Consider the following 20,187-nt stretch of genomic DNA (forward strand, 5'->3'; position numbering starts at 1 on the left):
GCGAATGTCGTCTTCACAGTATAACCAGATTGCTTGGGGTTATATGGTCAAGTGAAGAAGCGCATACGGTGGATGCCTTGGCAGTCAGAGGCGATGAAAGACGTGGTAGCCTGCGAAAAGCTTTGGGGAGTCGGCAAACAGACTGTGATCCAGAGATCTCTGAATGGGGGAACCCACCTAGGATAACCTAGGTATCTTGTACTGAATACATAGGTGCAAGAAGCGAACCAGGGGAACTGAAACATCTAAGTACCCTGAGGAATAGAAATCAACCGAGATTCCCTTAGTAGTGGCGAGCGAACGGGGACCAGCCCTTAAGCCGGTTTGAGATTAGTGGAACGCTCTGGAAAGTGCGGCCATAGTGGGTGATAGCCCCGTACACGAAAATCTCTTGGCGGTGAAATCGAGTAGGACGGAGCACGAGAAACTTTGTCTGAATATGGGGGGACCATCCTCCAAGGCTAAATACTACTGACTGACCGATAGTGAACCAGTACCGTGAGGGAAAGGCGAAAAGAACCCCGGAGAGGGGAGTGAAATAGAACCTGAAACCGTATGCGTACAAGCAGTGGGAGCCTACTTTGTTAGGTGACTGCGTACCTTTTGTATAATGGGTCAGCGACTTATATTCAGTGGCGAGCTTAACCGAATAGGGGAGGCGTAGCGAAAGCGAGTCTTAATAGGGCGTTTAGTCGCTGGGTATAGACCCGAAACCGGGCGATCTATCCATGGGCAGGTTGAAGGTTAGGTAACACTGACTGGAGGACCGAACCGACTACCGTTGAAAAGTTAGCGGATGACCTGTGGATCGGAGTGAAAGGCTAATCAAGCTCGGAGATAGCTGGTTCTCCTCGAAAGCTATTTAGGTAGCGCCTCATGTATCACTGTAGGGGGTAGAGCACTGTTTCGGCTAGGGGGTCATCCCGACTTACCAAACCGATGCAAACTCCGAATACCTACAAGTGCCGAGCATGGGAGACACACGGCGGGTGCTAACGTCCGTCGTGAAAAGGGAAACAACCCAGACCGTCAGCTAAGGTCCCAAAGTCATGGTTAAGTGGGAAACGATGTGGGAAGGCTTAGACAGCTAGGAGGTTGGCTTAGAAGCAGCCATCCTTTAAAGAAAGCGTAATAGCTCACTAGTCGAGTCGGCCTGCGCGGAAGATGTAACGGGGCTCAAACCATGCACCGAAGCTACGGGTATCACCTCTGGTGATGCGGTAGAGGAGCGTTCTGTAAGCCTGTGAAGGTGAGTTGAGAAGCTTGCTGGAGGTATCAGAAGTGCGAATGCTGACATGAGTAACGACAATGCGAGTGAAAAACTCGCACGCCGAAAGACCAAGGTTTCCTGCGCAACGTTAATCGACGCAGGGTTAGTCGGTCCCTAAGGCGAGGCTGAAAAGCGTAGTCGATGGAAAACAGGTTAATATTCCTGTACTTCCGATTGTTGCGATGGAGGGACGGAGAAGGCTAGGCCAGCTTGGCGTTGGTTGTCCAAGTTTAAGGTGGTAGGCTGAGATCTTAGGCAAATCCGGGATCTCAAGGCCGAGAGCTGATGACGAGTTGCCTTTAGGCGACGAAGTGGTTGATGCCATGCTTCCAAGAAAAGCTCCTAAGCTTCAGACAATCGGGAACCGTACCCCAAACCGACACAGGTGGTTGGGTAGAGAATACCAAGGCGCTTGAGAGAACTCGGGTGAAGGAACTAGGCAAAATGGCACCGTAACTTCGGGAGAAGGTGCGCCGGTGAGGGTGAAGGACTTGCTCCGTAAGCTCATGCCGGTCGAAGATACCAGGCCGCTGCGACTGTTTATTAAAAACACAGCACTCTGCAAACACGAAAGTGGACGTATAGGGTGTGACGCCTGCCCGGTGCCGGAAGGTTAATTGATGGGGTTAGCGCAAGCGAAGCTCTTGATCGAAGCCCCGGTAAACGGCGGCCGTAACTATAACGGTCCTAAGGTAGCGAAATTCCTTGTCGGGTAAGTTCCGACCTGCACGAATGGCGTAACGATGGCGGCGCTGTCTCCACCCGAGACTCAGTGAAATTGAAATCGCTGTGAAGATGCAGTGTATCCGCGGCTAGACGGAAAGACCCCGTGAACCTTTACTATAGCTTTGCACTGGACTTTGAATTTGCTTGTGTAGGATAGGTGGGAGGCTTTGAAGTGGGGACGCCAGTTCTCATGGAGCCATCCTTGAAATACCACCCTGGCAACTTTGAGGTTCTAACTCAGGTCCGTCATCCGGATCGAGGACAGTGTATGGTGGGTAGTTTGACTGGGGCGGTCTCCTCCCAAAGAGTAACGGAGGAGTACGAAGGTGCGCTCAGACCGGTCGGAAATCGGTCGTAGAGTATAAAGGCAAAAGCGCGCTTGACTGCGAGACCCACACGTCGAGCAGGTACGAAAGTAGGTCTTAGTGATCCGGTGGTTCTGTATGGAAGGGCCATCGCTCAACGGATAAAAGGTACTCCGGGGATAACAGGCTGATACCGCCCAAGAGTTCATATCGACGGCGGTGTTTGGCACCTCGATGTCGGCTCATCACATCCTGGGGCTGAAGCCGGTCCCAAGGGTATGGCTGTTCGCCATTTAAAGTGGTACGCGAGCTGGGTTTAGAACGTCGTGAGACAGTTCGGTCCCTATCTGCCGTGGACGTTTGAGATTTGAGAGGGGCTGCTCCTAGTACGAGAGGACCGGAGTGGACGAACCTCTGGTGTTCCGGTTGTCACGCCAGTGGCATTGCCGGGTAGCTATGTTCGGAAGAGATAACCGCTGAAAGCATCTAAGCGGGAAACTTGCCTCAAGATGAGATCTCACTGGGATCTTGAATCCCCTGAAGGGCCGTCGAAGACTACGACGTTGATAGGTGGGGTGTGTAAGCGCTGTGAGGCGTTGAGCTAACCCATACTAATTGCCCGTGAGGCTTGACCATATAACACCCAAGCAATCTGCAACGCAGATTGTGGTGGTGAAGACGCTGAAACCGAAAATTCGCAGCTCACAGACATCACATATCCGAATGCGCTGGCACGTTCTCAGAACGCACCGGCTACCGAATTTCTTGACGACCATAGAGCATTGGAACCACCTGATCCCATCCCGAACTCAGCAGTGAAACGATGCATCGCCGATGGTAGTGTGGGGTTTCCCCATGTGAGAGTAGGTCATCGTCAAGATTCATTTCGCAAAACCCCTATCTGCGCAAGCAGGTAGGGGTTTTGTCTTTTCTGGTTCTCTTCTTTTACGCACGAGCTTCTGTGCCATTACTGCCGGGCGAGGCTATGATCGAGAAAGCTGGCAGGTATAATCACCGGCTTGTAGAGTTCCGAGTGATTGTGAGAACCATGTCCCTGACCCCTGAAATCGATGCTTTTCTTGGCTGCGCAACGCCGCATGCCTGGATCGAGGCTGCCCTTGCTGACCAGGAAACGCTGCTCATTGATCATAAGAATTGCGAGTTCAAAGCGGCCAGCACTGCGCTCAGTCTGATTGCGAAATACAACGGTCATCTCGACTTGATCAACATGATGTCGCGTCTTGCCAGAGAAGAGCTGGTCCATCATGAGCAGGTGTTGCGCATTATGAAGCGTCGAGGTCTTTCACTGCGTCCGGTATCTGCAGGGCGATACGCATCAGGCTTGAGAAAGCTCGTCAGGGCGCATGAGCCGGTCAAGTTGGTCGATACCTTGATTGTCGGTGCATTCATTGAGGCACGTAGCTGTGAGCGCTTCGCGGCATTGGTACCCCACTTGGATGAGGACCTAGCAAAGTTCTATCACGGTTTGTTGAAGAGCGAAGCTAGGCACTACCAAGGTTATCTCAAGCTGGCTGAGCGCTACGGTGAGCGAGACGACATTGATAGAGTGATCGGGAGAGTTCGTGAGGCAGAGGCAGAGTTGATCAGTTCTCCAGATCAAGAGCTGCGGTTTCACAGCGGTATTCCGATGGCCAAGGCCGCATGACGCGGTCATGCGGCACCTGTCACGTCGCTATTTAAGAGCGGCGGCCCAGCAGCAGGCCAACGACCAAGCCGAAACCTGCAGAAATGGCAACGGTCTGCCACGGATGTCCGCCGATGTAGTCTTGGGTGGCTTCAACCACAGGCTGTGCCTTGCTACGCAGGTTCCCCGCTGCATCGCGGGCTTCGCGCAGCTTTGCGCTGATCTGGCTGCGCAGGGTTTCAGCTTCCTCACCTACCAGAGAAGCGCTTTGAGTCAGCAGTTTTTCTGACTCCTCGATCAGCGATTGCAGGTCGCTGAAAACCTGATCCTTGATTTGCTCGCTTTCGGTTTGCGCAGTGGATTTCCTGGCCATTGAGACGTCCTCTTGGTTTGAATGGTATTAGTGATTGATGCCACGCCCGCTTGAAAGTTGCAATCAGTCGCATAGAACCGCGAACGGCTGTGTAAAATGGCCGCGAATTCTTCACCGCAGGACCTACACCCATGAGCTTCAATCTCGCCAACATGCCCTATGTCGAACGCGCACAGATCGAGGCGGAGAAATCGCGGCTGTTCACCTTTTGGCAAAGTAACCTCGGCAAGGCAAAAGCTGAGGCTTCGCGTCTGATCTCAGAAAAGTCCAGGCGCAAGGGCAAGTGGGCCGAATGGGTCCGAGGTGAGCTGGATGCGCTCAATCCCCACGAATACGCAAGTCTCGTACGCCTGGAAGTGAACAAAATGATGGCCGCAGCGAACAAGCGCTGACCCTCTCAAGGTGGCGTTGGGCCCTTGAAATCCAGTATTCCTTCATCGTGAAAGCGCGTGGTGCCAAATAGGCCATCTGCAAGCTTGCCGCGCAATGAGTAAGGCAGCCCTTCGAGCGACAGCAAGTCATTCACGGCCAAGGCCTGCCGGAGCATGCTGAATGCACTCACGCTCATCGGCACAGAGATGACTTGTTCGCTGTAACCCCCAATTGCACCCGTGCGCTTGCTGACCCCAGTCGCGAAAGGCCGTCCGTTCACGTCCAGATTCAATGCGACCCCTCGATACTGCACTGGTGCGTCGTTAGGGTTTTGAACGCGTAACTTTACCGCCAGCCTCAGTTCCAGATCGTCGCCTGGCAGCGTATCGATACCTACCACGTTGACCATCATCGAATGAGTGTCGTGGTGAGAGGCGCAGGCGCCCAGGCCCAGCACAATGCACAGCGGCCACAACACACGACACAGCAAAAGCCCCTAGAGATGCATGGTTCAAGCGCCCCTGTTCGGTTGCGAGGGCAAAGCTGCTCGTCTACTTGGCATGCCAGATACCCCGGCCAGGTAGCCGTTCACGATCATGCGTGGCGTTGAAGTTCTGCGCAGGCCCCTTGGGCACGATACCGTTCGGGTTGATGGTGGTGTGGCTCAGGTAGTAGTGCTTCTGGATGTGTTCAAAATCGACGGTCTGCGCAACGCCCGGCCATTGGTAGAGCTCGCGCAGCCAGTTGGACAGGTTGGGGTAGTCGGCAATCCGTCGCAGATTGCATTTGAAGTGGCCATGGTAGACGGCATCGAAGCGAATCAAGGTAGTGAACAGACGCACGTCGGCTTCAGTCAGGTATTCGCCGGCCAGGTAGCGAGATTGCTGCAGATGCGCTTCGAGAGCGTCCAGTTCGCCGAATACATCGTCAAACGCCGCTTCATAGGCCTTCTGAGTCGTTGCAAACCCCGCGCGGTAGACACCGTTGTTGACTGCCGGGTAGATCCGCTCATTGAGCGAGTCGATGGTTGTACGCAGCGCTTGCGGGTAGAAATCGAGGCGATTTCCGGTCAGGTCGTCGAAGGCACTGTTGAAAATGCGGATGATCTCTGCCGACTCGTTGTTGATGATGCGTTGCTCGTGTTTGTCCCACAGTACCGGCACCGTCACTCGTCCGGTGTAGGTCGGATCGTCGCGTGTGTAGCGCTCATGCAAGTACTGCAGCCCATCGAGACGATCGCCCGTTGAGCCTTGTTGTTGATCGAATGTCCAGCCATGTTCGGCCATCAGCCAACTGACCACGGAAACATCGATCAGTGGTGCAAGGCCCTTGAGTTCACGCATGATCAGCGCTCGGTGAGCCCAAGGGCAGGCCAGTGAAACATACAAGTGATAGCGGCCCGCTTCAGCCTTGGGCAGCGTGTCGCGGCGCTGTGCCTGCTCGCGTTTGAACGCGCCGTCTTCATCGCTTTCATACCACTGGTCATGCCAGCGGCCTTCGATCAAAAGACCCATCTTCGACTCCTGAATACGTGTTAACGGTCATTGGAGCTCAGTTTAGAAGTCGATGTTCGACTCAATAGCGTAAAGGTTGGGTCGTTCTGATCGGTTTACTCGATACGTTGGCGTGCGGACCAGTACTGCCGGGCGATGGCAAAGCCCTCATCATGGGATTTGCCGAGACCGCGCAATGCCAAAGCCATCGTTGCCACTACCGCCAGTTCGCCGTAGCTGTCCTCGGCATGACCCCGCCAGACATCCAGTAGGTGATCTGGCTGCAGGCTGGCGGGCTTGACGTGCCGCTGCTCGCTGAGTGCTGGCCAGGATTCGTCCCATGCCTGGCCCTCGCTGGCTCCGTACAGGTGGCTGATCACGTCGGGGTTGATTTCGATCTCGCCACCATCGCCTTTGACGACGATGGCGTGGTCTCCAAGCAGGCGGCTGGCCTCGCGATGCACGGCCTGATAGCCGGGGTGGAAGATGCTTTGTAGGCTGCAGTGGGCTGCCAGCGGGTTGAGCACTCGTGCCAGCGAATGAATAGGCGAGCGCAAACCCAGAGTATTGCGTAGATCGATCATATGCTGCAGAGGTGCAGCCCAGTCTTGCAAGGGGAAGAACACCAGGCCATGTTGCTCCAGGCCGCTTGCGACTGCCTGCCAGCTGCGGCACAGAGGAATCGACAGCAGATCCAGCAACTGCTCGGTGTACAGCCTGCCAGCGGTGTGCGCGCCACCGCCATGCATGAGAATTCGTACACCGTTGGCTGCCAGGCACTTGGCCGCCAGCAAGTACCACGGCAGATGACGTTTCTTGCCGGCATAGCTCGGCCAGTCGATATCCACTTTAATCGTCGGGGCACCGATGTGCTGACGCACTGCTTGGGTAAACCCGGCAAGTTCTTCCGGGGTTTCTTCCTTGTGCCGCAGCAACATCAGGAAGGCACCCAGTTGAGCCTCTTCGACCTTGCCTGCAAGTAACGCCAGCATGGCCGCACGCGCTTCTTCCTGGGTCAAGCCGCGCGCACCGCGCTTGCCTTTGCCGAGAATACGAATGAACTCGGCGAAGGGGTGTTCGCTGGGTGTCGTCAGGGTCAGGGGCTTCACATCGGTCATATGCAGTTGGTCGGTTTCGGAAGGCCGGCGAACTTGGCGGCGAGCTTGGCAGGAGTGCCGTTGAACAGGCGGTTAAGATGCGCGCTGTTACCTTTTTCCGGCCCTAGTGTGAGGGCCAGGTACTTGATCAATGGCCGGGTAGCGGGCGACAGCTGGTACTGATCGTAGAATGCCCTGAGCGCAGTGAGCACTTCCCAGTGATCGGCGCCAAGCGTTACCCCGTCGCGCTGCGCAAGCCATTGCGCAACGGGCTCTGACCAGTCCGAGAGGTTGACCAGAAACCCATCCTTGTCCAGCGCGATGGCCGGGTCGTCACTCGCTGGCACTGTCATAGCCATGAATTGACCTTGTCGTACTTCAGGGTCAGTTCGACGAAGGCGATGTAGTCGAGCGCCTGCGCCAGTTCGCTGTGAATCGCACGTGCCTGGACGTCCTCGGCCAGTACGAACAGGCGTTGCTGCAAATCTGCACCGCGTAGGCGAGCCTCTACAGGGCTACCCGCGCGCAAGGCATTGACAGCGTCGCCGCACAACAGCAGAGCGTCGTCACTGGCCAGCAGACGCAGGCAACTGTCGAGACGATCATCTGCAAAAGGGGAATGGGAAATGACGTGCAACGTGCTCATCAGAGGGTCACCAAATGGTCGAAGCGCCCGATCAGGCTACGCAGGGCCGCGTCGTCCAGTACTTCGACAGGCAGGGTCAGATTTGTCTCGCTCAGCCCGCGCTGCGTCAGGCTGGTCGCGCAGGCGAACAGTGCATCCACGCCAAACAGTGGCAGAGCTTGCAGGTTGGCCCCGAGGTTCTTCTGCTCGAGCAACGCGGGTCGTTGATCCTCGGTCAGTTGCAACACGCCGTCATCGAGAAACAGCATGCCCACCTGCAGATCGAAGGCTCCGCCGGCGAGGGCGATATCCAGCGCTTCACGCGCGCTGGGTCCGCTCCACGGACTGCGCCGGCTGATGATCAGCATCGACTTGGACATGTCAATCACCTCCGAAACAGATCAGGCGATCGGCCAGTTGTGCAGCCTCGTGCAACTGGCCCAGGCCAGACAGATCCCAGGGCGAGCTCAGGTTGGCGGCGGGGCGCTCGTGGCGCGTGGCTTCCTCCTGATTCAACACGCCCCGACGCAAGCCAGCGGCGATACACACCACTGCATCGAGCTGATGCTGTTCGACGAACGACCGCCACTGGGCGGCGATGTCCACCTCATCCTGCGGCGTGACGATGTTCGCCGAAGCGCTATGCACGCCGTCCTGGTAAAAGAACAGCCTGGCCACCTGATGCCCGGACTGTATCGCGGCTTCAGCGAAACGCAGGGCGCGCCTGGAGGAGGGCGCATGGGCGGGAGAAAAAACCGCAATAGCGAATTTCATGGGCGACTCTGGAAATGGACTGCCGCCATGATAGAGCAAAATGCCTACCGCGGCAGTCCAGGCCAGGCGCTGAGGGTCAGCCTTTCGCGGCGCTGTCAGGCAGGAACCAGTTCAGCACCACGGCACAGATACCGCCGGTGGCCACGCCTGATTCGAGCACGGCGCGAACAGCCGAGGGCATGTGCGCAAGGAATTCAGGCACCTGTGCGACGCCAAGGCCCAAGGCCAGCGAGACCGCGATGATCAGCAGGGCGCGGCGATCGAGGGTGGTGCTGGCCAGGATATTGATCCCTGAAGCGGCCACCGCACCGAACATCACCATCGCCGCACCGCCCAAAACGGGTTCCGGCACTGCCTGGATCACCCCGGCAACGCTTGGGAACAAGCCAAGCAGCACCAACATCGCGGCAATCCAGATACCGATGTGCCGACTGGCGATGCCGGTCAGCTGAATGACGCCGTTGTTCTGCGCAAAGATCGAGCTGGGGAAGGTATTGAACAGGCCGGCGAGCAGCGAGTTGGCGCCGTTGACCAGCACGCCACCCTTGATCCGCTTCATCCACAGCGGGCCTTCGACTGGCTGCTGCGAGACTTTGCTGGTCGCGGTGACGTCGCCGATGGCTTCAAGCGAGGTCACCAGGTAGATGACCAACATGGGAATGAACAGCGCCCAAGAGAAACCGAGACCGAAATGCAACGGCGTCGGCACCTGGAACAGCGCCGCCTCGTGCATGCCGGTGAAGTCGAGCCGGCCCAGGTAGCCGGCCAGCGCGTAGCCCACTGCCAGCGCAATGACGATTGCGCAGCTGCGCAGCCAGACGATCGCGATGCGATTGAGCAGCACAATGATGGCCAGCACCACGCCAGACAGCAGCAGGTTTTCGCCGTTGGCGAAGGTGCCATTGGCCATGGCCGAGAAGCCGCCGCCCATGCTGATCAGCCCGACTTTGATCAGCGTGAGTCCGATCATTAGTACGACGATGCCGGTCACCAGCGGTGTGATCAGACGTTTGATGAAGGGAAGGATGCGTGACACGCCCATTTCGATGAACGATCCGGCAATCACCACGCCGAAGATCGCTGCCATCACCGCCTCTACCGGAGTGCCTTGCGTGACCATCAGCGAACCGCCAGCGATCAGCGGGCCTACGAAGTTGAAGCTGGTGCCTTGCACGATCAGCAGCCCGGCGCCGAATGGTCCGAAGCGCTTGCACTGCACGTAGGTGGCGATGCCGGAGATAACCAGCGACATTGAAACGATCAGGTTGGTATCGCGCGTCGACACACCAAGCGCCTGGCAGATCAACAGCCCCGGCGTGACGATCGGAACGATGATCGCGAGCAAATGCTGCAGCGCGGCGAGCAGGCCGATCAGAGGCCTTGGCTTGTCTTCCAGGCCCAGAACCAGGTCATGGGGGCGGGGCGACGGGTGTGGGTCGTGCTGTGAACTCATGGACGTGCTGCCGCTGCTGAAAAAAGGATCGCATTCTAAGGCCCGGCACGTGATTGCGGTAGTACAGCACGCTTGGGCTGTTTTCCACGCCCATTAAAAAGCCCGCCATGGGGCGGGCTTTCTGGGAGCTGTGTAGTCAGGGCTTAGTCGTCACGGCCCATCAGACCAAACAGTTGCAGCAGGCTGACGAACAGGTTGTAGATCGATACATAGAGGCTGATCGTCGCCATGATGTAGTTACGTTCACCGCCATGGATGATCGCGCTGGTCTGGAACAGGATGCAGACCGACGAGAACAGCACGAACCCAGCGCTGATGGCCAACTGCAGGCCGCTGATCTGGAAGAAGAAGCTGGCGACCACGGCGCCCAGCAGGACGAAGAAGCCGGCGGTAATGAAGCCGCTCAGGAAGCTCATGTCCTTGCGGCTGATAAGCACGTACGCGGACAGACCGCCGAACACCAGCGCCGTCATGGCGAAGGCCGAGCTGACCACTTCAGCGCCACCGGACATGCCCAGGTAACGGTTGAGGATCGGGCCGAGGATAAAGCCCATGAAGCCGGTGAGGGCGAAGGTCGACACCAGACCCCAGACCGAGTCGCGAAGCTTGGCGGTGAGAAAGAACAAGCCATAGAAGCCGATGAGCACCACGAAAACGTTCGGGTAGCCGACACGCATCTGTTGGGCCACGAAGGCCATGATGCCGCTGAAGGCGAGGGTGAGCGCCAGCAGGCTGTAGGTGTTACGCAGGACTTTGCTGACCTCCTGCTGCTCGATCTGCTGGCCGTGTACGGCGTAATCCTGTTCGCGCATGGCGCAACTCCTGTGGTTCACAACTGAGGGGTTTGTAACAAATAGTCGCATGAGCATACCAGAGCCGCTCTCGGGGGCGACATAGAGAGTTTGACAGCGTGTTTCGTTACGGTATGATGGCGCCCGCAAAACAGCTGGAAGCGTGGCCGAGTGGTTTAAGGCAACGGTCTTGAAAACCGTCGATGGGCAACTATCCTAGAGTTCGAATCTCTACGCTTCCGCCACATTCAAACCCCTGAGCAATCAGGGGTTTTTGCGTTTTTGGGGGGCGAAATGCAGCGCCCCGAGCTCTCTGTCCCAAACGGATTTCTCTCTGGGAACAACTTGGTTCTAGGGTTCAATCATGCCCGCAGACAAGAGGTATCCAACGGCCATGGAACCGAGAAAGCCCTTCGCCAACATAGCCATCACGCTCATACCCACAGCCATCGGTTTCGCCTTGGGCGGGTTGGCGACTGATCAGACGGCGTTCCTCTATACCGGAGCTGGCTTAGGTTGCGTCGGGCTGTTGTAGGCGGCGGCGCGGTGGTACACATAACGAAAATAAAAACAATACGAGAAAGATTCCTATTCGCTATGATGCGGGTTCTCTGCTCTGCGCTCGCCGGGGCGCGTGTTCATAACGATAAACAGGTCTGCCCATGCCCACTCCCCACTTTCTTCGCAAGAACGCTCTGACTTCCATCTGGTTGCCTATCGGGCTGATCGCCAGCTTCAGCTCGCCGCAGGTGCTGTCGGCGCAGGCGGGGCTGGAGATTCCGGTGGAAGAAGCGCAAGCGGTCGGTCAGGGTAGTGGGGTGGTGATGGAACTGGAGGAAACGGCGATTTCGGCCAGTGCCGATGCGTCGCGCGACGGGCTGGTGCCGGAGTACGAGGGCGGGCAGGTCGCTCGCGGTGGGCGGGTCGGTATTCTGGGCAACAAGGACTACATGGAGACGCCGTTCACGTCGACGTCGTACACCCACCAGCTGATTCAGGACCAGCAGGCGCACAGCGTTGCGGACATCTTGCAGAACGACCCGTCGGTGCGCACGGCGCGGGGCTTCGGCAATTTCCAGGAGCTGTACGTAGTGCGCGGTTTTCCGCTGTACTCCGATGACATTGCCTACAACGGTTTGTACGGATTGCTGCCTCGGCAGTACGTTGCGGCGGAGTTCATCGAGCGGGTCGAGGTGTTCCGCGGCGCCAGTGCCTTCCTCAATGGTGCGGCGCCGGGTGGCACCGGCATCGGTGGGGCAATCAACATTCTGCCCAAGCGAGCGCCCAATGAGCCGTTGACGCGCCTGACTGTCGGTGCGGAAAACCGTGGCTTCGGCACGGTGTCGGCGGACGTGGCGCGGCGCTTTGGCGAAGGTGATCGTTTCGGAGTACGGGTCAATGCCGCCAAGCGCGGTGGCGAGACGGCGGTGGAAGATCAGGACCGCAACCTGGATATGTTCGCGTTGGGTTTGGACTACCAGGGTGATCGGCTGCGTTTGTCGGGTGACATTGGCCAGCAGTACCACTTCATCGATACGCCGCAGCCGAGCGTGACGCCGCGTGGTGGGGTGCCTAGCCCACCCGATGCCGACAAGAACTACGGCCAGTCGTGGACCTACTCGAAGGAGAAACAGGCATTCGGCACGCTGCGCGCCGAGTACGACCTTACCGACGCGGTCACCACTTGGGCTGCCGTCGGCATGCGCAAGGGCGAAGAGAAGAACGTGCTGGCCAACCCGTCGTCCGACGCTGCGGGCGTAACCCGAGCCAACCGCTTCGACAACTACCGCGAAGACACTGTCACCACGGGAGAAGTCGGTATGCGCTACAACGTGCGAACCGGGCCTGTCTCTCATCAGTGGGTGGTTTCCGGGTCGATGTACGACACCAAGGAGCGCAATGCCTGGGCCGGTAACTTCGGCGGCTTCACCGATGATCTGTACAACCCGGTTGGTTTTGCCAAACCCGATAATGTGAGCTTCAGTGGATCGCTGTCCGACCCTAAAATTGTTGCCCGCACCCACACCCAAAGCCTCGCCATCGCCGATACCCTGGGCTTCTTCGACGACCAGCTGCAGGTCACTCTGGGCGCGCGTCGTCAGGGCCTTGACGTGACCGGCTACAACTATGAAACCGGCAACAAGACCTCCAAGTACAACCGCTACGAGACCACCCCGGTTGCCGGCGTGGTCTATCAGTTGGATGAGCGGTGGTCGGTCTACGGCAACTACATCGAGGGCCTGACCAAGGGCGATACCGCCGGGGCCACTACGACACTGCCGGATGGCTCCACCGCGCCAATCCTCAACCCAGGCGCCTCACTCGCCCCCTACGTCGCCAAGCAGACCGAATTGGGCCTCAAGTATGACGGCGGTGGCCTGGGCGGCAGCCTGGCGGTGTTTGAAACGCGCAAACCGGTGGCCATCGTCGACAACCTGGTGTTCAAGGATGGCGGCGAGCAACGTAACCGCGGCGTCGAGCTGTCGATGTTCGGCGAGCCGACCCAGGGCGTGCGCCTGCTGGGCGGGGTGACCTTGCTCGATGCCAAGCTGACCAAGACCCAGAACGGCGTGGACGACGGCAACCGGGCGATCGGTGTGCCCAAGGTCCAGGCCAATATCGGCGGCGAGTGGGACGTGCCGGGTGTCGACGGCCTGACCTTGACCAGCCGAGTCATCTACACCGGGCGTCAGTATGTGAACACCGCCAACACGCTCGACATTCCATCGTGGACACGCCTGGACCTCGGCGCACGCTACGGCTTCAAGGTCGATGACAAGGACGTGACCCTGCGTGCGCGCCTGGACAACGTCGCAGGCCGCGACTACTGGGCTTCAACCGGCGGTTACCCCGGCCAGAACTACCTGGTGCTGGGTGCTCCGCGTACCTTGTCGCTCAGCGCTTCGGTGGATTTCTGATAGTTGGGTGAACTCGGGCTAGCCGTTACGGGCGGGTCTGCAGCAAGACAAAAGGACCGCACTGCGGTCCTTTCTTGAACGTGGGCGGGAGGGGGCTACTCAATAGCGAGCTTCGATCCCCACGTAGGCGCCAATCCCATCCCCAGGCCAGAACGAGGCCGTATCCTGGCCACGGGCGTTATAGACCGGCGTGACGGCGGTGACATACGCCTTGTTGGCCAGGTTCTTCAGATCCAGCGAGACTTTCCAGTTGCCTTTAGGCGCCTCATAGCCAACGTTCGCACCCCATATGGTGTAGGACGGTGCGTACAGGCTGTTGGCGTAGTCCACCGAGGTACGCGAGGCGGACTGGGTGTTGATGCCGGTGTACCAGCCGCTGTGGTGCTGGTACTGCACCTCACCCTGGTAGATGTGCTTGGGCACACCGGGCAGTTGGTTATTGCCGAAGGTTTCATCGTGGCGGTAGTAGAAGTCGTTGTAGGTATACACCTGACGCCAGCGCACCTGATCACCCTGGTCGTTTTCCCACAGACGGGTGTTGAGGCCAGCCTCGACGCCCTGGTGAATGGTCGGCGACGCGTTGAAGGCCCCGGTCACCGCGACGGAGTTGCCGGTGGCGGGAATCAGTTGCACGTTCAGCAGCTCGTCACGCAGCCACGAGCGGTACAACGCCAGACTGCCGTCGAAAATGCCGTGCGAGCCCTTGATGCCGACCTCGAAGGTGTTGCCTTTCTGCTCCACCAATGGCCGGGCGTAGGCCAGGGTCGGGCCGGAGCCGGAATATTCCCATGACGCTGGCGGGTCGATGCTGCGGCTGAAGTTGGTGAACAGTTGCAGGTTGGGATTGAGCTCGTAGCGCAGGCCGAGGCGCGGTGCGGCGCTCCAGTTGTCGTAGTCGACGTGCTGCGGGAAGTCGGTGGTGTTGGGGTTGACCGCGCGGTCGATGTCGACCTTGCGCCGCACATTGATGAACGACACGCCGCTGGTCAGCCACAGCCTGTCGACCAGGTTGAAATCGTTGCCCAGCGAGATCACCCGGTCGAACGAATCCTTGTAGTCGACCTGCTTCAAGGTTTGCTTGTCGTCGTTGGCCGAGTTGACCCCGCCGCGCAGGTGCTGGGTCGAGGTGAAGGCGATGCTGCTGCGGCTTTCGCGACCGAACAGTTGGTCGATACGGTCGTAGCTCAGCAGCAGGCCCAGGTCGTGCCAGTCCCAATAGCTGGGGTTGCTCGGGCTGCGTGGGTTATTGGTGTGGCGATAGTCATGGTAGGTCAGGCCGACGGTCAGCCGCGCATCGTCATCGAAGGTGTAGGTGGTCTTGCTGCCCAACCAGATCGTACCTGGCCGGCGCGCGCCGGCGCCGCTGGTGACGGCGGTGGCGCTGGCTCGGCGCGGGTGCTTGAGGGCCGCGTCGAGGGTGGTGGCACTGGGGTCGTTGTGCACTTCGTCGCGGTAGCGCAGCAGCAGTCGCGTTTCAAGCTTGGGGCTGAAGCGGTAGCCGGCGTTGGCGACGATGCCCGAACTCTGCGACAGGCTGTGCTCGCGATAGCCCTGGTTGCGGTAGTTGTCGGCTTGCAGGTAGTAATCCAGCCCGCCCTCGACGCCGCCGTAGCTGATGCTCTGCTTCTGATAGCGATAGCTGCCGGCCTCGGCACGCACGCGCAGGCCGGGGGCGCTGTAACCGCTGTGGTTGACGAAGTTCACCGCCCCGCCCAGGGTCAGCGCGCCATACTTGAAAGCGTTGGCGCCGCGCAGGATCTCGCTGTAGTTGACCCCGCTGGCATTGAGCAACTCGTAGGGCGTGCCGCCGGGGCCGGTCAGTGGCAGGCCGTCGAAGAGAAACTTGATGCCTTCGCGGAAATAGCCCGGCGCGGTGTTGGCGCCCGAACCGCGGATGGAAATCTTCGCCGCATCGTTGCCGCCGGTGGACTGCACGAACACGCCGGGCTGGTAGGCGAGGGTGTCTTGCAGGGTCGCGGTGCGGCCCTTGGCCACTTCTTCGCTGTCGACCACGCTGGTGCCGCCCGGCACTTCGGCCAGGGCACTGGCGGCGTTCTGCACTTCAGTTTGCTTGGCCGCTTGTACCGTGACCGTACCGAGGGTCTGGTCAGCAGCGAGCAGGGTGGCCGGGGTGAGCCAGGCTGCGGCGGCGGTGGCCAGGGCGGCGTGGCGGATGGCCACGCGCAGGGGGTGGGGATGGATCGCACGCATTGTCATATTCCTTCAAAGTCATCGTAGGTCCTCGGCGTTCTATGGGAATAGTCAGGCCTGCCATGAACGGTCAGAGCAGTTTCCGTGCCACTGGCCGCAGCCCGTCGAAGCCGCGCAAAGCGGTGTGCCAGGGCCTGATGCAATGGCAATAACACGACGTTTTGTTGCGTCACTGTTGCCGCTGCAACAGCTACGCAGGTGACCCAGTCAGGCGAGGTCTGCGCAGCACCCTCGGCGCTGTGCACTGCGCACACTGTTGGCGTTGCAACAGCGGTCGAACAGTTTGCCTGGCCGGCACAACCTCAAGCAGCGCCATCCCCTGCAAACAGGCGGCCAAACGCCTGGCACGCCCCCTGCAATAGCCCTTCGAGCAGCCTCATCACGCTTCCCGAGCCGACTCGAAAGGACCTTTTATGACTTCACCCCCTCTCACCGACGCCGAACTCGACGCTCGCTTCGCGCCGATTCATGCGCTTATCGCCGAAGGCGCTGTGGCCCGCGAACAACAGCGCAGCCTGGCCCATGAACCGGTGGCGTGGTTGCGCGACGCAGGTTTCGGCGCGTTGCGCGTGCCGCGCAGCCATGGCGGCCTGGGCGCCAGCCTGCCGCAGTTGCTGCGCCAGTTGCAGCGCCTGGGCCAGGCCGACTCCAACCTGCCGCAGATCTTTCGCGCCCACTTCGGCTTCGTCGAAGGCCGCCTGGCGAGCAACGACAGCGCCTCGCAGGACTACTGGTTCGCCCGCGTGACTGCCGGCGAGCTGTGGGGCGCGGCCATGGCCGAGCGCAGCGACAGCACCCGCAACACCGTGCAGTTGAGCGACAGCGCCGACGGCTACCGCCTCAATGGCGAGAAGTACTACTGCACCGGCACCTTGTACGCCGACTGGGTGGCGGCGGTGGCCAACCATGGCGAGGGCTTCGTCAGCCTGGCAGTGCCGACCACCGCCTCAGGCGTGCAGCGCATCGATGACTGGGATGGCTTCGGCCAGCGCCTGACCGGCAGCGGCACCACCCGCTTCGAACAGGTCGCGGTGCCGGCGGAGCATGTGCTGCGGCGCTTCGCCAAGGGCGAGTTGCGCGCCGAGTCGTACCTCACAGCCTTCTACCAGGCGGTGCATCTGGCCACCCTGGCCGGGATCGCCCATGCGGTGCTGGCCGATGCGGTGGCCTTCGTCCGGGGACGGACCCGCGCATTCGGCGTGCCGGGGCAGTCGCGGCCCAGCGACGATCCGCTGGTGCAGGCGGTGATCGGTCGGCTGTCGAGCCTGGCGTTCTCTGCCCAGGCGCAGGTCGCGGCGGTTGCGCAGAGCCTGCAAGTGGTGTTCGAGGCCGGCCAGCAGGGCGAGGTGCCAGAGCAGCTGTACACCGATGCGGAAATCCACACCTTCCAGGCCCAGCAGATCGTCCTGGCCCAAGTGCTGGAGGCTAGCACCTTGCTGTTCGAAGTGGGCGGCGCCTCGGCCACCAGCAACAGCCGCCGCCTCGACCGTCACTGGCGCAATGCCCGCACATTGGCCTCGCACAACCCGGCGATCTACCGCGAGCAGGCGCTGGGCGACTACTACCTCAATGGCATCAGCCCGGCCCAGGCCTGGCGTGCCCGCCATGCCGCGGCCAGCGAAGGCCAGGGCAGCGGCGATGAAGCCAGCGCAGTCTGATCAGGAGCCTGACATGACCACCAAACAAATGAGTCTTGGCATGAACATCCTCGGCTTCGGCTCGCATTCCGGCGCCTGGCGCCAGGGCGAGGCGGCGCTCGATGCCTACATCGACGTCAACTACTACCGCGATATCGCGCGGTTGTCTGAACGCGGCTGTCTGGACGCGATCTTCCTTGCCGACGGCCCGGCGCTGCCACCGGATGTCGCCGCGCAGCCGGGCGGGCGGCTGGAGCCGACCGTGCTGCTCACCGCCGTCGCTGCGGCCACCGAGCGCATCGGGGTGATCGCCACCTGCTCGAGCACCTACAACGAGCCGTTCAACCTGGCCCGGCGTATCGCCTCGCTCGACCACATCAGCGGCGGGCGCGCGGCGTGGAACATCGTCACCAACGCCGCCGATGCCGCTGCACAGAACTTCGGCCTCAGCGGTGCGCCGCTGCATGTCGATCGCTACGGGCGCGCCGAAGAGTTCGTCGACGTGACCTTGAAACTGTGGGACAGCTGGGAAGAAGACGCGGTGATCGGTGATCGCAGCAGCGGACGCTTCGCCGACCCTGGCAAGGTGCACACGCTGGATTTCGTCGGCAAGCATTTTCAGGTCAAAGGCCCGCTCAACCTGCCGCGCTCGCCCCAGGGTCGACCGGTGCTGGTGCAGGCTGGGTCGTCGGAAGGTGGCAAGGCGCTGGGTTCGCGCTTCGCCGATGCGATTTTCACCACCCAGACCACCCTGGCCGACGGTCAGGCCTTCTACCAGGAGATGAAAGCCCGTGCCCGCGCCTGGGGCCGTGATCCGCAGCACCTGAAGATCATGCCGGGGCTGTCGACGGTGATCGGCAGCACCGAGGCTGAAGCCCACGCCCGCTTCGATGAGCTCAATGCCTGGCATGGCGAGCATGGCCTGCTACAGCAGGTGGCCGGGCGCATCGGCATCGATGCCAGTGAACTGGACCCGGACGCGCCGCTGCCCTGGCAGCGGATCGGCGCGGTGGCCGAATTCGAGCGCGGTTCGCAAGGCTTTCTCGAAGCTCAGTTGAACCTGGCGCGGCGGGAAAACCTCAGCATCCGCCAATTGTCGCGGCGCATTCTGGTGGGCCACCGGCTGGCGGTCGGCACGCCGGAGCAGGTGGCCGACACCCTCACCGAGTGGTTCCTCGCAGGTGCCGGCGACGGCTTCAACATCATGCCCGACATGTTCCCCTCCGGTGCCCGGGTATTCGTCGAAGAGGTGGTGCCGCTGTTGCAAGAACGCGGCGTGTTCCGCCGTGAGTACAGCGGCAGCACTCTGCGCGAACACCTCGGCCTGCCCAAGGCCGTCAATCAGTTCAGCGAAGCTCGGCAACGCACGGCACGCGCCGTTTGATCGCCAGTGCCGCTTCGCCACTTCCAGAACACCTCAAGGACGCCCGATACCATGCGCTACCGCCCACTCGGCCACACCGACCTCAACGTCAGCCTGCTCAGCCTCGGCACCATGACCTGGGGCCACCAGAACAGCGAACAGGACGCCCACCAGCAACTCGATGCCGCCGTGGCGGCCGGGGTCAACTTCATCGACACCGCCGAGATGTATCCCACGCCCACCCGCGCTGAAACCTGGACCACCACCGAACGCTACCTCGGTACCTGGCTGGCCGCCCGTGGCCGGCGAGATCAACTGCTGCTGGCCAGCAAGATCGCCGGTCCAGCCCGTGAGCCAGGCAGCCAGACGCACATCCGTGATGGCCTGAGCCACCACGACCGCAAGAACATCATTGCAGCCCTGGACGGCAGCTTGCGCCGGCTGCAAACCGACTACCTCGACCTCTACCAGTTGCACTGGCCGGACCGTGCCAGCAACTTCTTCGGCGCCCGCGACTACCCCTACATCGACGACCACCCGCAGACCGCCACCATCGACGAGACCCTGGCGGTGCTCGACGAACAGGTCAAGGCCGGCAAGATCCGCCACATCGGCGTGTCCAACGAAACTCCTTGGGGCGTCGCGCAGTTTCTGCGCCATAGCCAGGAGCGTGGGCTGCCACGCATCGCCAGCATCCAGAACCCCTACAGCCTGCTCAATCGCACCTATGAAAACGGCCTCTCGGAATTCACTCACCGCGAGGGCGTCAGCCTGCTGGCCTATTCGCCGCTGGCCTTTGGCAGCCTCACCGGCAAATACCTCAACGGTGCGCAGCCCGAAGGCGCACGCCTGACCTCGGTGTACCGCACCTTCAACCGTTATGGCAGCGAACAGGCCCAGCAGGCCATCGCCGACTACGTCGACATCGCCAACGCCCATGGCTTGACCCCGGCGCAACTGGCCTTGGCGTTCGTCATTCGCCAACCGTTCGTGGCCAGCGCCATCACCGGGCAGACCCGCCTTGCGCAGTTGCAGGAAAACCTCAGCGCACTCGAGGTTGAGCTGAGCGATGAGGTGCTGGAGGCGCTTGCAGCGGTGCATCGACGTTTGCCCAACCCTTCGCCGTGATCCTCA

General features: G+C 60.4%; 17 protein-coding genes, 1 tRNA gene and 2 rRNA genes. 9 read left to right on the forward strand and 11 right to left on the reverse strand.

Annotation, left to right across the window (positions count from 1 at the left end):
- Positions 1 to 45: 45 nt before the first annotated feature.
- The 3 genes from LK03_RS14255 to LK03_RS14265 all read left to right on the forward strand — a co-directional run bounded on the left by LK03_RS14255 (position 46) and on the right by LK03_RS14265 (position 3,967).
- Positions 46 to 2,937, forward strand: a 23S ribosomal RNA gene (locus tag LK03_RS14255).
- A gap of 128 nt (positions 2,938 to 3,065) precedes the next feature.
- Positions 3,066 to 3,181: ribosomal RNA gene (gene rrf / locus LK03_RS14260) — 5S ribosomal RNA — on the forward strand.
- A gap of 168 nt (positions 3,182 to 3,349) precedes the next feature.
- On the forward strand, positions 3,350 to 3,967 hold the full coding sequence (locus tag LK03_RS14265; protein ID WP_038414729.1) for a tRNA-(ms[2]io[6]A)-hydroxylase: 618 nt from the start codon (positions 3,350 to 3,352) through the stop codon (positions 3,965 to 3,967).
- Between the two features lie 31 nt (positions 3,968 to 3,998).
- Here the strand turns inward: LK03_RS14265 and LK03_RS14270 are convergent, their stop codons facing one another.
- Positions 3,999 to 4,319 carry a DUF883 family protein gene (locus LK03_RS14270; protein WP_038413019.1) on the reverse strand — a complete coding sequence of 107 codons (321 nt, stop codon included), beginning with the start codon at positions 4,317 to 4,319 and terminating at the stop codon, positions 3,999 to 4,001.
- Between the two features lie 131 nt (positions 4,320 to 4,450).
- Here LK03_RS14270 and LK03_RS14275 point away from each other — a divergent pair, with 131 nt between their 5' ends.
- A complete protein-coding gene (locus LK03_RS14275; protein WP_028696155.1) occupies positions 4,451 to 4,711 on the forward strand; it encodes a hypothetical protein in 261 nt (86 codons plus the stop codon).
- A 5-nt stretch (positions 4,712 to 4,716) separates the two neighbouring features.
- On the opposite strand, the gene LK03_RS14280 is transcribed toward LK03_RS14275, so the two are convergent.
- The 9 genes from LK03_RS14280 to LK03_RS14320 all read right to left on the reverse strand — a co-directional run bounded on the left by LK03_RS14280 (position 4,717) and on the right by LK03_RS14320 (position 10,945).
- Entirely contained in the window at positions 4,717 to 5,103 is a 387-nt protein-coding gene (locus LK03_RS14280) for an LEA type 2 family protein (RefSeq protein WP_081951604.1), read from the reverse strand.
- 139 nt (positions 5,104 to 5,242) lie between these two features.
- A complete protein-coding gene (locus LK03_RS14285; protein ID WP_038413020.1) occupies positions 5,243 to 6,205 on the reverse strand; it encodes a glutathione S-transferase family protein in 963 nt (320 codons plus the stop codon).
- A gap of 95 nt (positions 6,206 to 6,300) precedes the next feature.
- Entirely contained in the window at positions 6,301 to 7,302 is a 1,002-nt protein-coding gene (locus tag LK03_RS14290; protein ID WP_038413021.1) for a glycosyl transferase family protein, read from the reverse strand.
- Positions 7,299 to 7,634 carry a TusE/DsrC/DsvC family sulfur relay protein gene (locus LK03_RS14295; RefSeq protein ID WP_038414731.1) on the reverse strand — a complete coding sequence of 112 codons (336 nt, stop codon included), beginning with the start codon at positions 7,632 to 7,634 and terminating at the stop codon, positions 7,299 to 7,301. The genes LK03_RS14290 and LK03_RS14295 overlap by 4 nt, the downstream gene beginning before the upstream one ends.
- On the reverse strand, positions 7,631 to 7,927 hold the full coding sequence (tusB, locus tag LK03_RS14300; RefSeq protein ID WP_038413022.1) for a sulfurtransferase complex subunit TusB: 297 nt from the start codon (positions 7,925 to 7,927) through the stop codon (positions 7,631 to 7,633). Before tusB ends, LK03_RS14295 begins: the two co-directional genes overlap by 4 nt.
- Positions 7,927 to 8,286 (reverse strand): sulfurtransferase complex subunit TusC, encoded by a 360-nt coding sequence (tusC, locus tag LK03_RS14305; protein WP_038413023.1) that lies wholly within the window; start codon positions 8,284 to 8,286, stop codon positions 7,927 to 7,929. The genes tusB and tusC overlap by 1 nt, the downstream gene beginning before the upstream one ends.
- A gap of 1 nt (position 8,287) precedes the next feature.
- Entirely contained in the window at positions 8,288 to 8,680 is a 393-nt protein-coding gene (tusD, locus tag LK03_RS14310) for a sulfurtransferase complex subunit TusD (protein WP_038413024.1), read from the reverse strand.
- A 76-nt stretch (positions 8,681 to 8,756) separates the two neighbouring features.
- Entirely contained in the window at positions 8,757 to 10,133 is a 1,377-nt protein-coding gene (locus LK03_RS14315) for a nucleobase:cation symporter-2 family protein (RefSeq protein ID WP_038413025.1), read from the reverse strand.
- Positions 10,134 to 10,276: 143 nt separating this feature from the next.
- Complete coding sequence (locus tag LK03_RS14320; protein ID WP_028696146.1) at positions 10,277 to 10,945, reverse strand: Bax inhibitor-1/YccA family protein; 669 nt, start codon at positions 10,943 to 10,945, stop codon at positions 10,277 to 10,279.
- A gap of 136 nt (positions 10,946 to 11,081) precedes the next feature.
- Between LK03_RS14320 and LK03_RS14325 the strand changes: the two genes are divergently transcribed.
- A tRNA-Ser gene (locus LK03_RS14325) sits at positions 11,082 to 11,169 on the forward strand.
- Between the two features lie 417 nt (positions 11,170 to 11,586).
- Positions 11,587 to 13,842 carry a TonB-dependent receptor gene (locus tag LK03_RS14330; protein ID WP_038413026.1) on the forward strand — a complete coding sequence of 752 codons (2,256 nt, stop codon included), beginning with the start codon at positions 11,587 to 11,589 and terminating at the stop codon, positions 13,840 to 13,842.
- Between the two features lie 99 nt (positions 13,843 to 13,941).
- On the opposite strand, the gene LK03_RS14335 is transcribed toward LK03_RS14330, so the two are convergent.
- On the reverse strand, positions 13,942 to 16,053 hold the full coding sequence (locus LK03_RS14335; RefSeq protein WP_038413027.1) for a TonB-dependent receptor family protein: 2,112 nt from the start codon (positions 16,051 to 16,053) through the stop codon (positions 13,942 to 13,944).
- A gap of 413 nt (positions 16,054 to 16,466) precedes the next feature.
- Between LK03_RS14335 and LK03_RS14340 the strand changes: the two genes are divergently transcribed.
- From LK03_RS14340 to LK03_RS14350, 3 genes are read left to right on the forward strand one after another with little or no spacing between them, the layout of a single operon-like run.
- Entirely contained in the window at positions 16,467 to 17,711 is a 1,245-nt protein-coding gene (locus tag LK03_RS14340; protein ID WP_038413028.1) for an acyl-CoA dehydrogenase family protein, read from the forward strand.
- A gap of 13 nt (positions 17,712 to 17,724) precedes the next feature.
- The gene (locus LK03_RS14345) at positions 17,725 to 19,074 is read left to right on the forward strand and encodes an LLM class flavin-dependent oxidoreductase (protein ID WP_038413029.1); all 1,350 of its coding nucleotides are present in this window, start codon (positions 17,725 to 17,727) and stop codon (positions 19,072 to 19,074) included.
- A 51-nt stretch (positions 19,075 to 19,125) separates the two neighbouring features.
- Complete coding sequence (locus tag LK03_RS14350; RefSeq protein WP_038413030.1) at positions 19,126 to 20,181, forward strand: NADP(H)-dependent aldo-keto reductase; 1,056 nt, start codon at positions 19,126 to 19,128, stop codon at positions 20,179 to 20,181.
- The last annotated feature ends 6 nt before the right edge of the window (positions 20,182 to 20,187 follow it).

It is taken from the genome of Pseudomonas cremoricolorata (assembly GCF_000759535.1).
GTDB classification, from domain to species: Bacteria; Pseudomonadota; Gammaproteobacteria; order Pseudomonadales; family Pseudomonadaceae; genus Aquipseudomonas; species Aquipseudomonas cremoricolorata_A.

What these genes read in the sequence shown, in the direction of transcription:
- LK03_RS14265 (WP_038414729.1), top strand. Translation starts at nt 3,350, where the DNA reads ATGTCCCTGACCCCTGAAATCGATGCTTTTCTTGGCTGCGCAACGCCG.
- LK03_RS14270 (WP_038413019.1), bottom strand. Translation starts at nt 4,319, where the DNA reads ATGGCCAGGAAATCCACTGCGCAAACCGAAAGCGAGCAAATCAAGGAT.
- LK03_RS14275 (WP_028696155.1), top strand. Translation starts at nt 4,451, where the DNA reads ATGAGCTTCAATCTCGCCAACATGCCCTATGTCGAACGCGCACAGATC.
- LK03_RS14280 (WP_081951604.1), bottom strand. Translation starts at nt 5,103, where the DNA reads ATGATGGTCAACGTGGTAGGTATCGATACGCTGCCAGGCGACGATCTG.
- LK03_RS14285 (WP_038413020.1), bottom strand. Translation starts at nt 6,205, where the DNA reads ATGGGTCTTTTGATCGAAGGCCGCTGGCATGACCAGTGGTATGAAAGC.
- LK03_RS14290 (WP_038413021.1), bottom strand. Translation starts at nt 7,302, where the DNA reads ATGACCGATGTGAAGCCCCTGACCCTGACGACACCCAGCGAACACCCC.
- LK03_RS14295 (WP_038414731.1), bottom strand. Translation starts at nt 7,634, where the DNA reads ATGACAGTGCCAGCGAGTGACGACCCGGCCATCGCGCTGGACAAGGAT.
- tusB (WP_038413022.1), bottom strand. Translation starts at nt 7,927, where the DNA reads ATGAGCACGTTGCACGTCATTTCCCATTCCCCTTTTGCAGATGATCGT.
- tusC (WP_038413023.1), bottom strand. Translation starts at nt 8,286, where the DNA reads ATGTCCAAGTCGATGCTGATCATCAGCCGGCGCAGTCCGTGGAGCGGA.
- tusD (WP_038413024.1), bottom strand. Translation starts at nt 8,680, where the DNA reads ATGAAATTCGCTATTGCGGTTTTTTCTCCCGCCCATGCGCCCTCCTCC.
- LK03_RS14315 (WP_038413025.1), bottom strand. Translation starts at nt 10,133, where the DNA reads ATGAGTTCACAGCACGACCCACACCCGTCGCCCCGCCCCCATGACCTG.
- LK03_RS14320 (WP_028696146.1), bottom strand. Translation starts at nt 10,945, where the DNA reads ATGCGCGAACAGGATTACGCCGTACACGGCCAGCAGATCGAGCAGCAG.
- LK03_RS14330 (WP_038413026.1), top strand. Translation starts at nt 11,587, where the DNA reads ATGCCCACTCCCCACTTTCTTCGCAAGAACGCTCTGACTTCCATCTGG.
- LK03_RS14335 (WP_038413027.1), bottom strand. Translation starts at nt 16,053, where the DNA reads ATGCGTGCGATCCATCCCCACCCCCTGCGCGTGGCCATCCGCCACGCC.
- LK03_RS14340 (WP_038413028.1), top strand. Translation starts at nt 16,467, where the DNA reads ATGACTTCACCCCCTCTCACCGACGCCGAACTCGACGCTCGCTTCGCG.
- LK03_RS14345 (WP_038413029.1), top strand. Translation starts at nt 17,725, where the DNA reads ATGACCACCAAACAAATGAGTCTTGGCATGAACATCCTCGGCTTCGGC.
- LK03_RS14350 (WP_038413030.1), top strand. Translation starts at nt 19,126, where the DNA reads ATGCGCTACCGCCCACTCGGCCACACCGACCTCAACGTCAGCCTGCTC.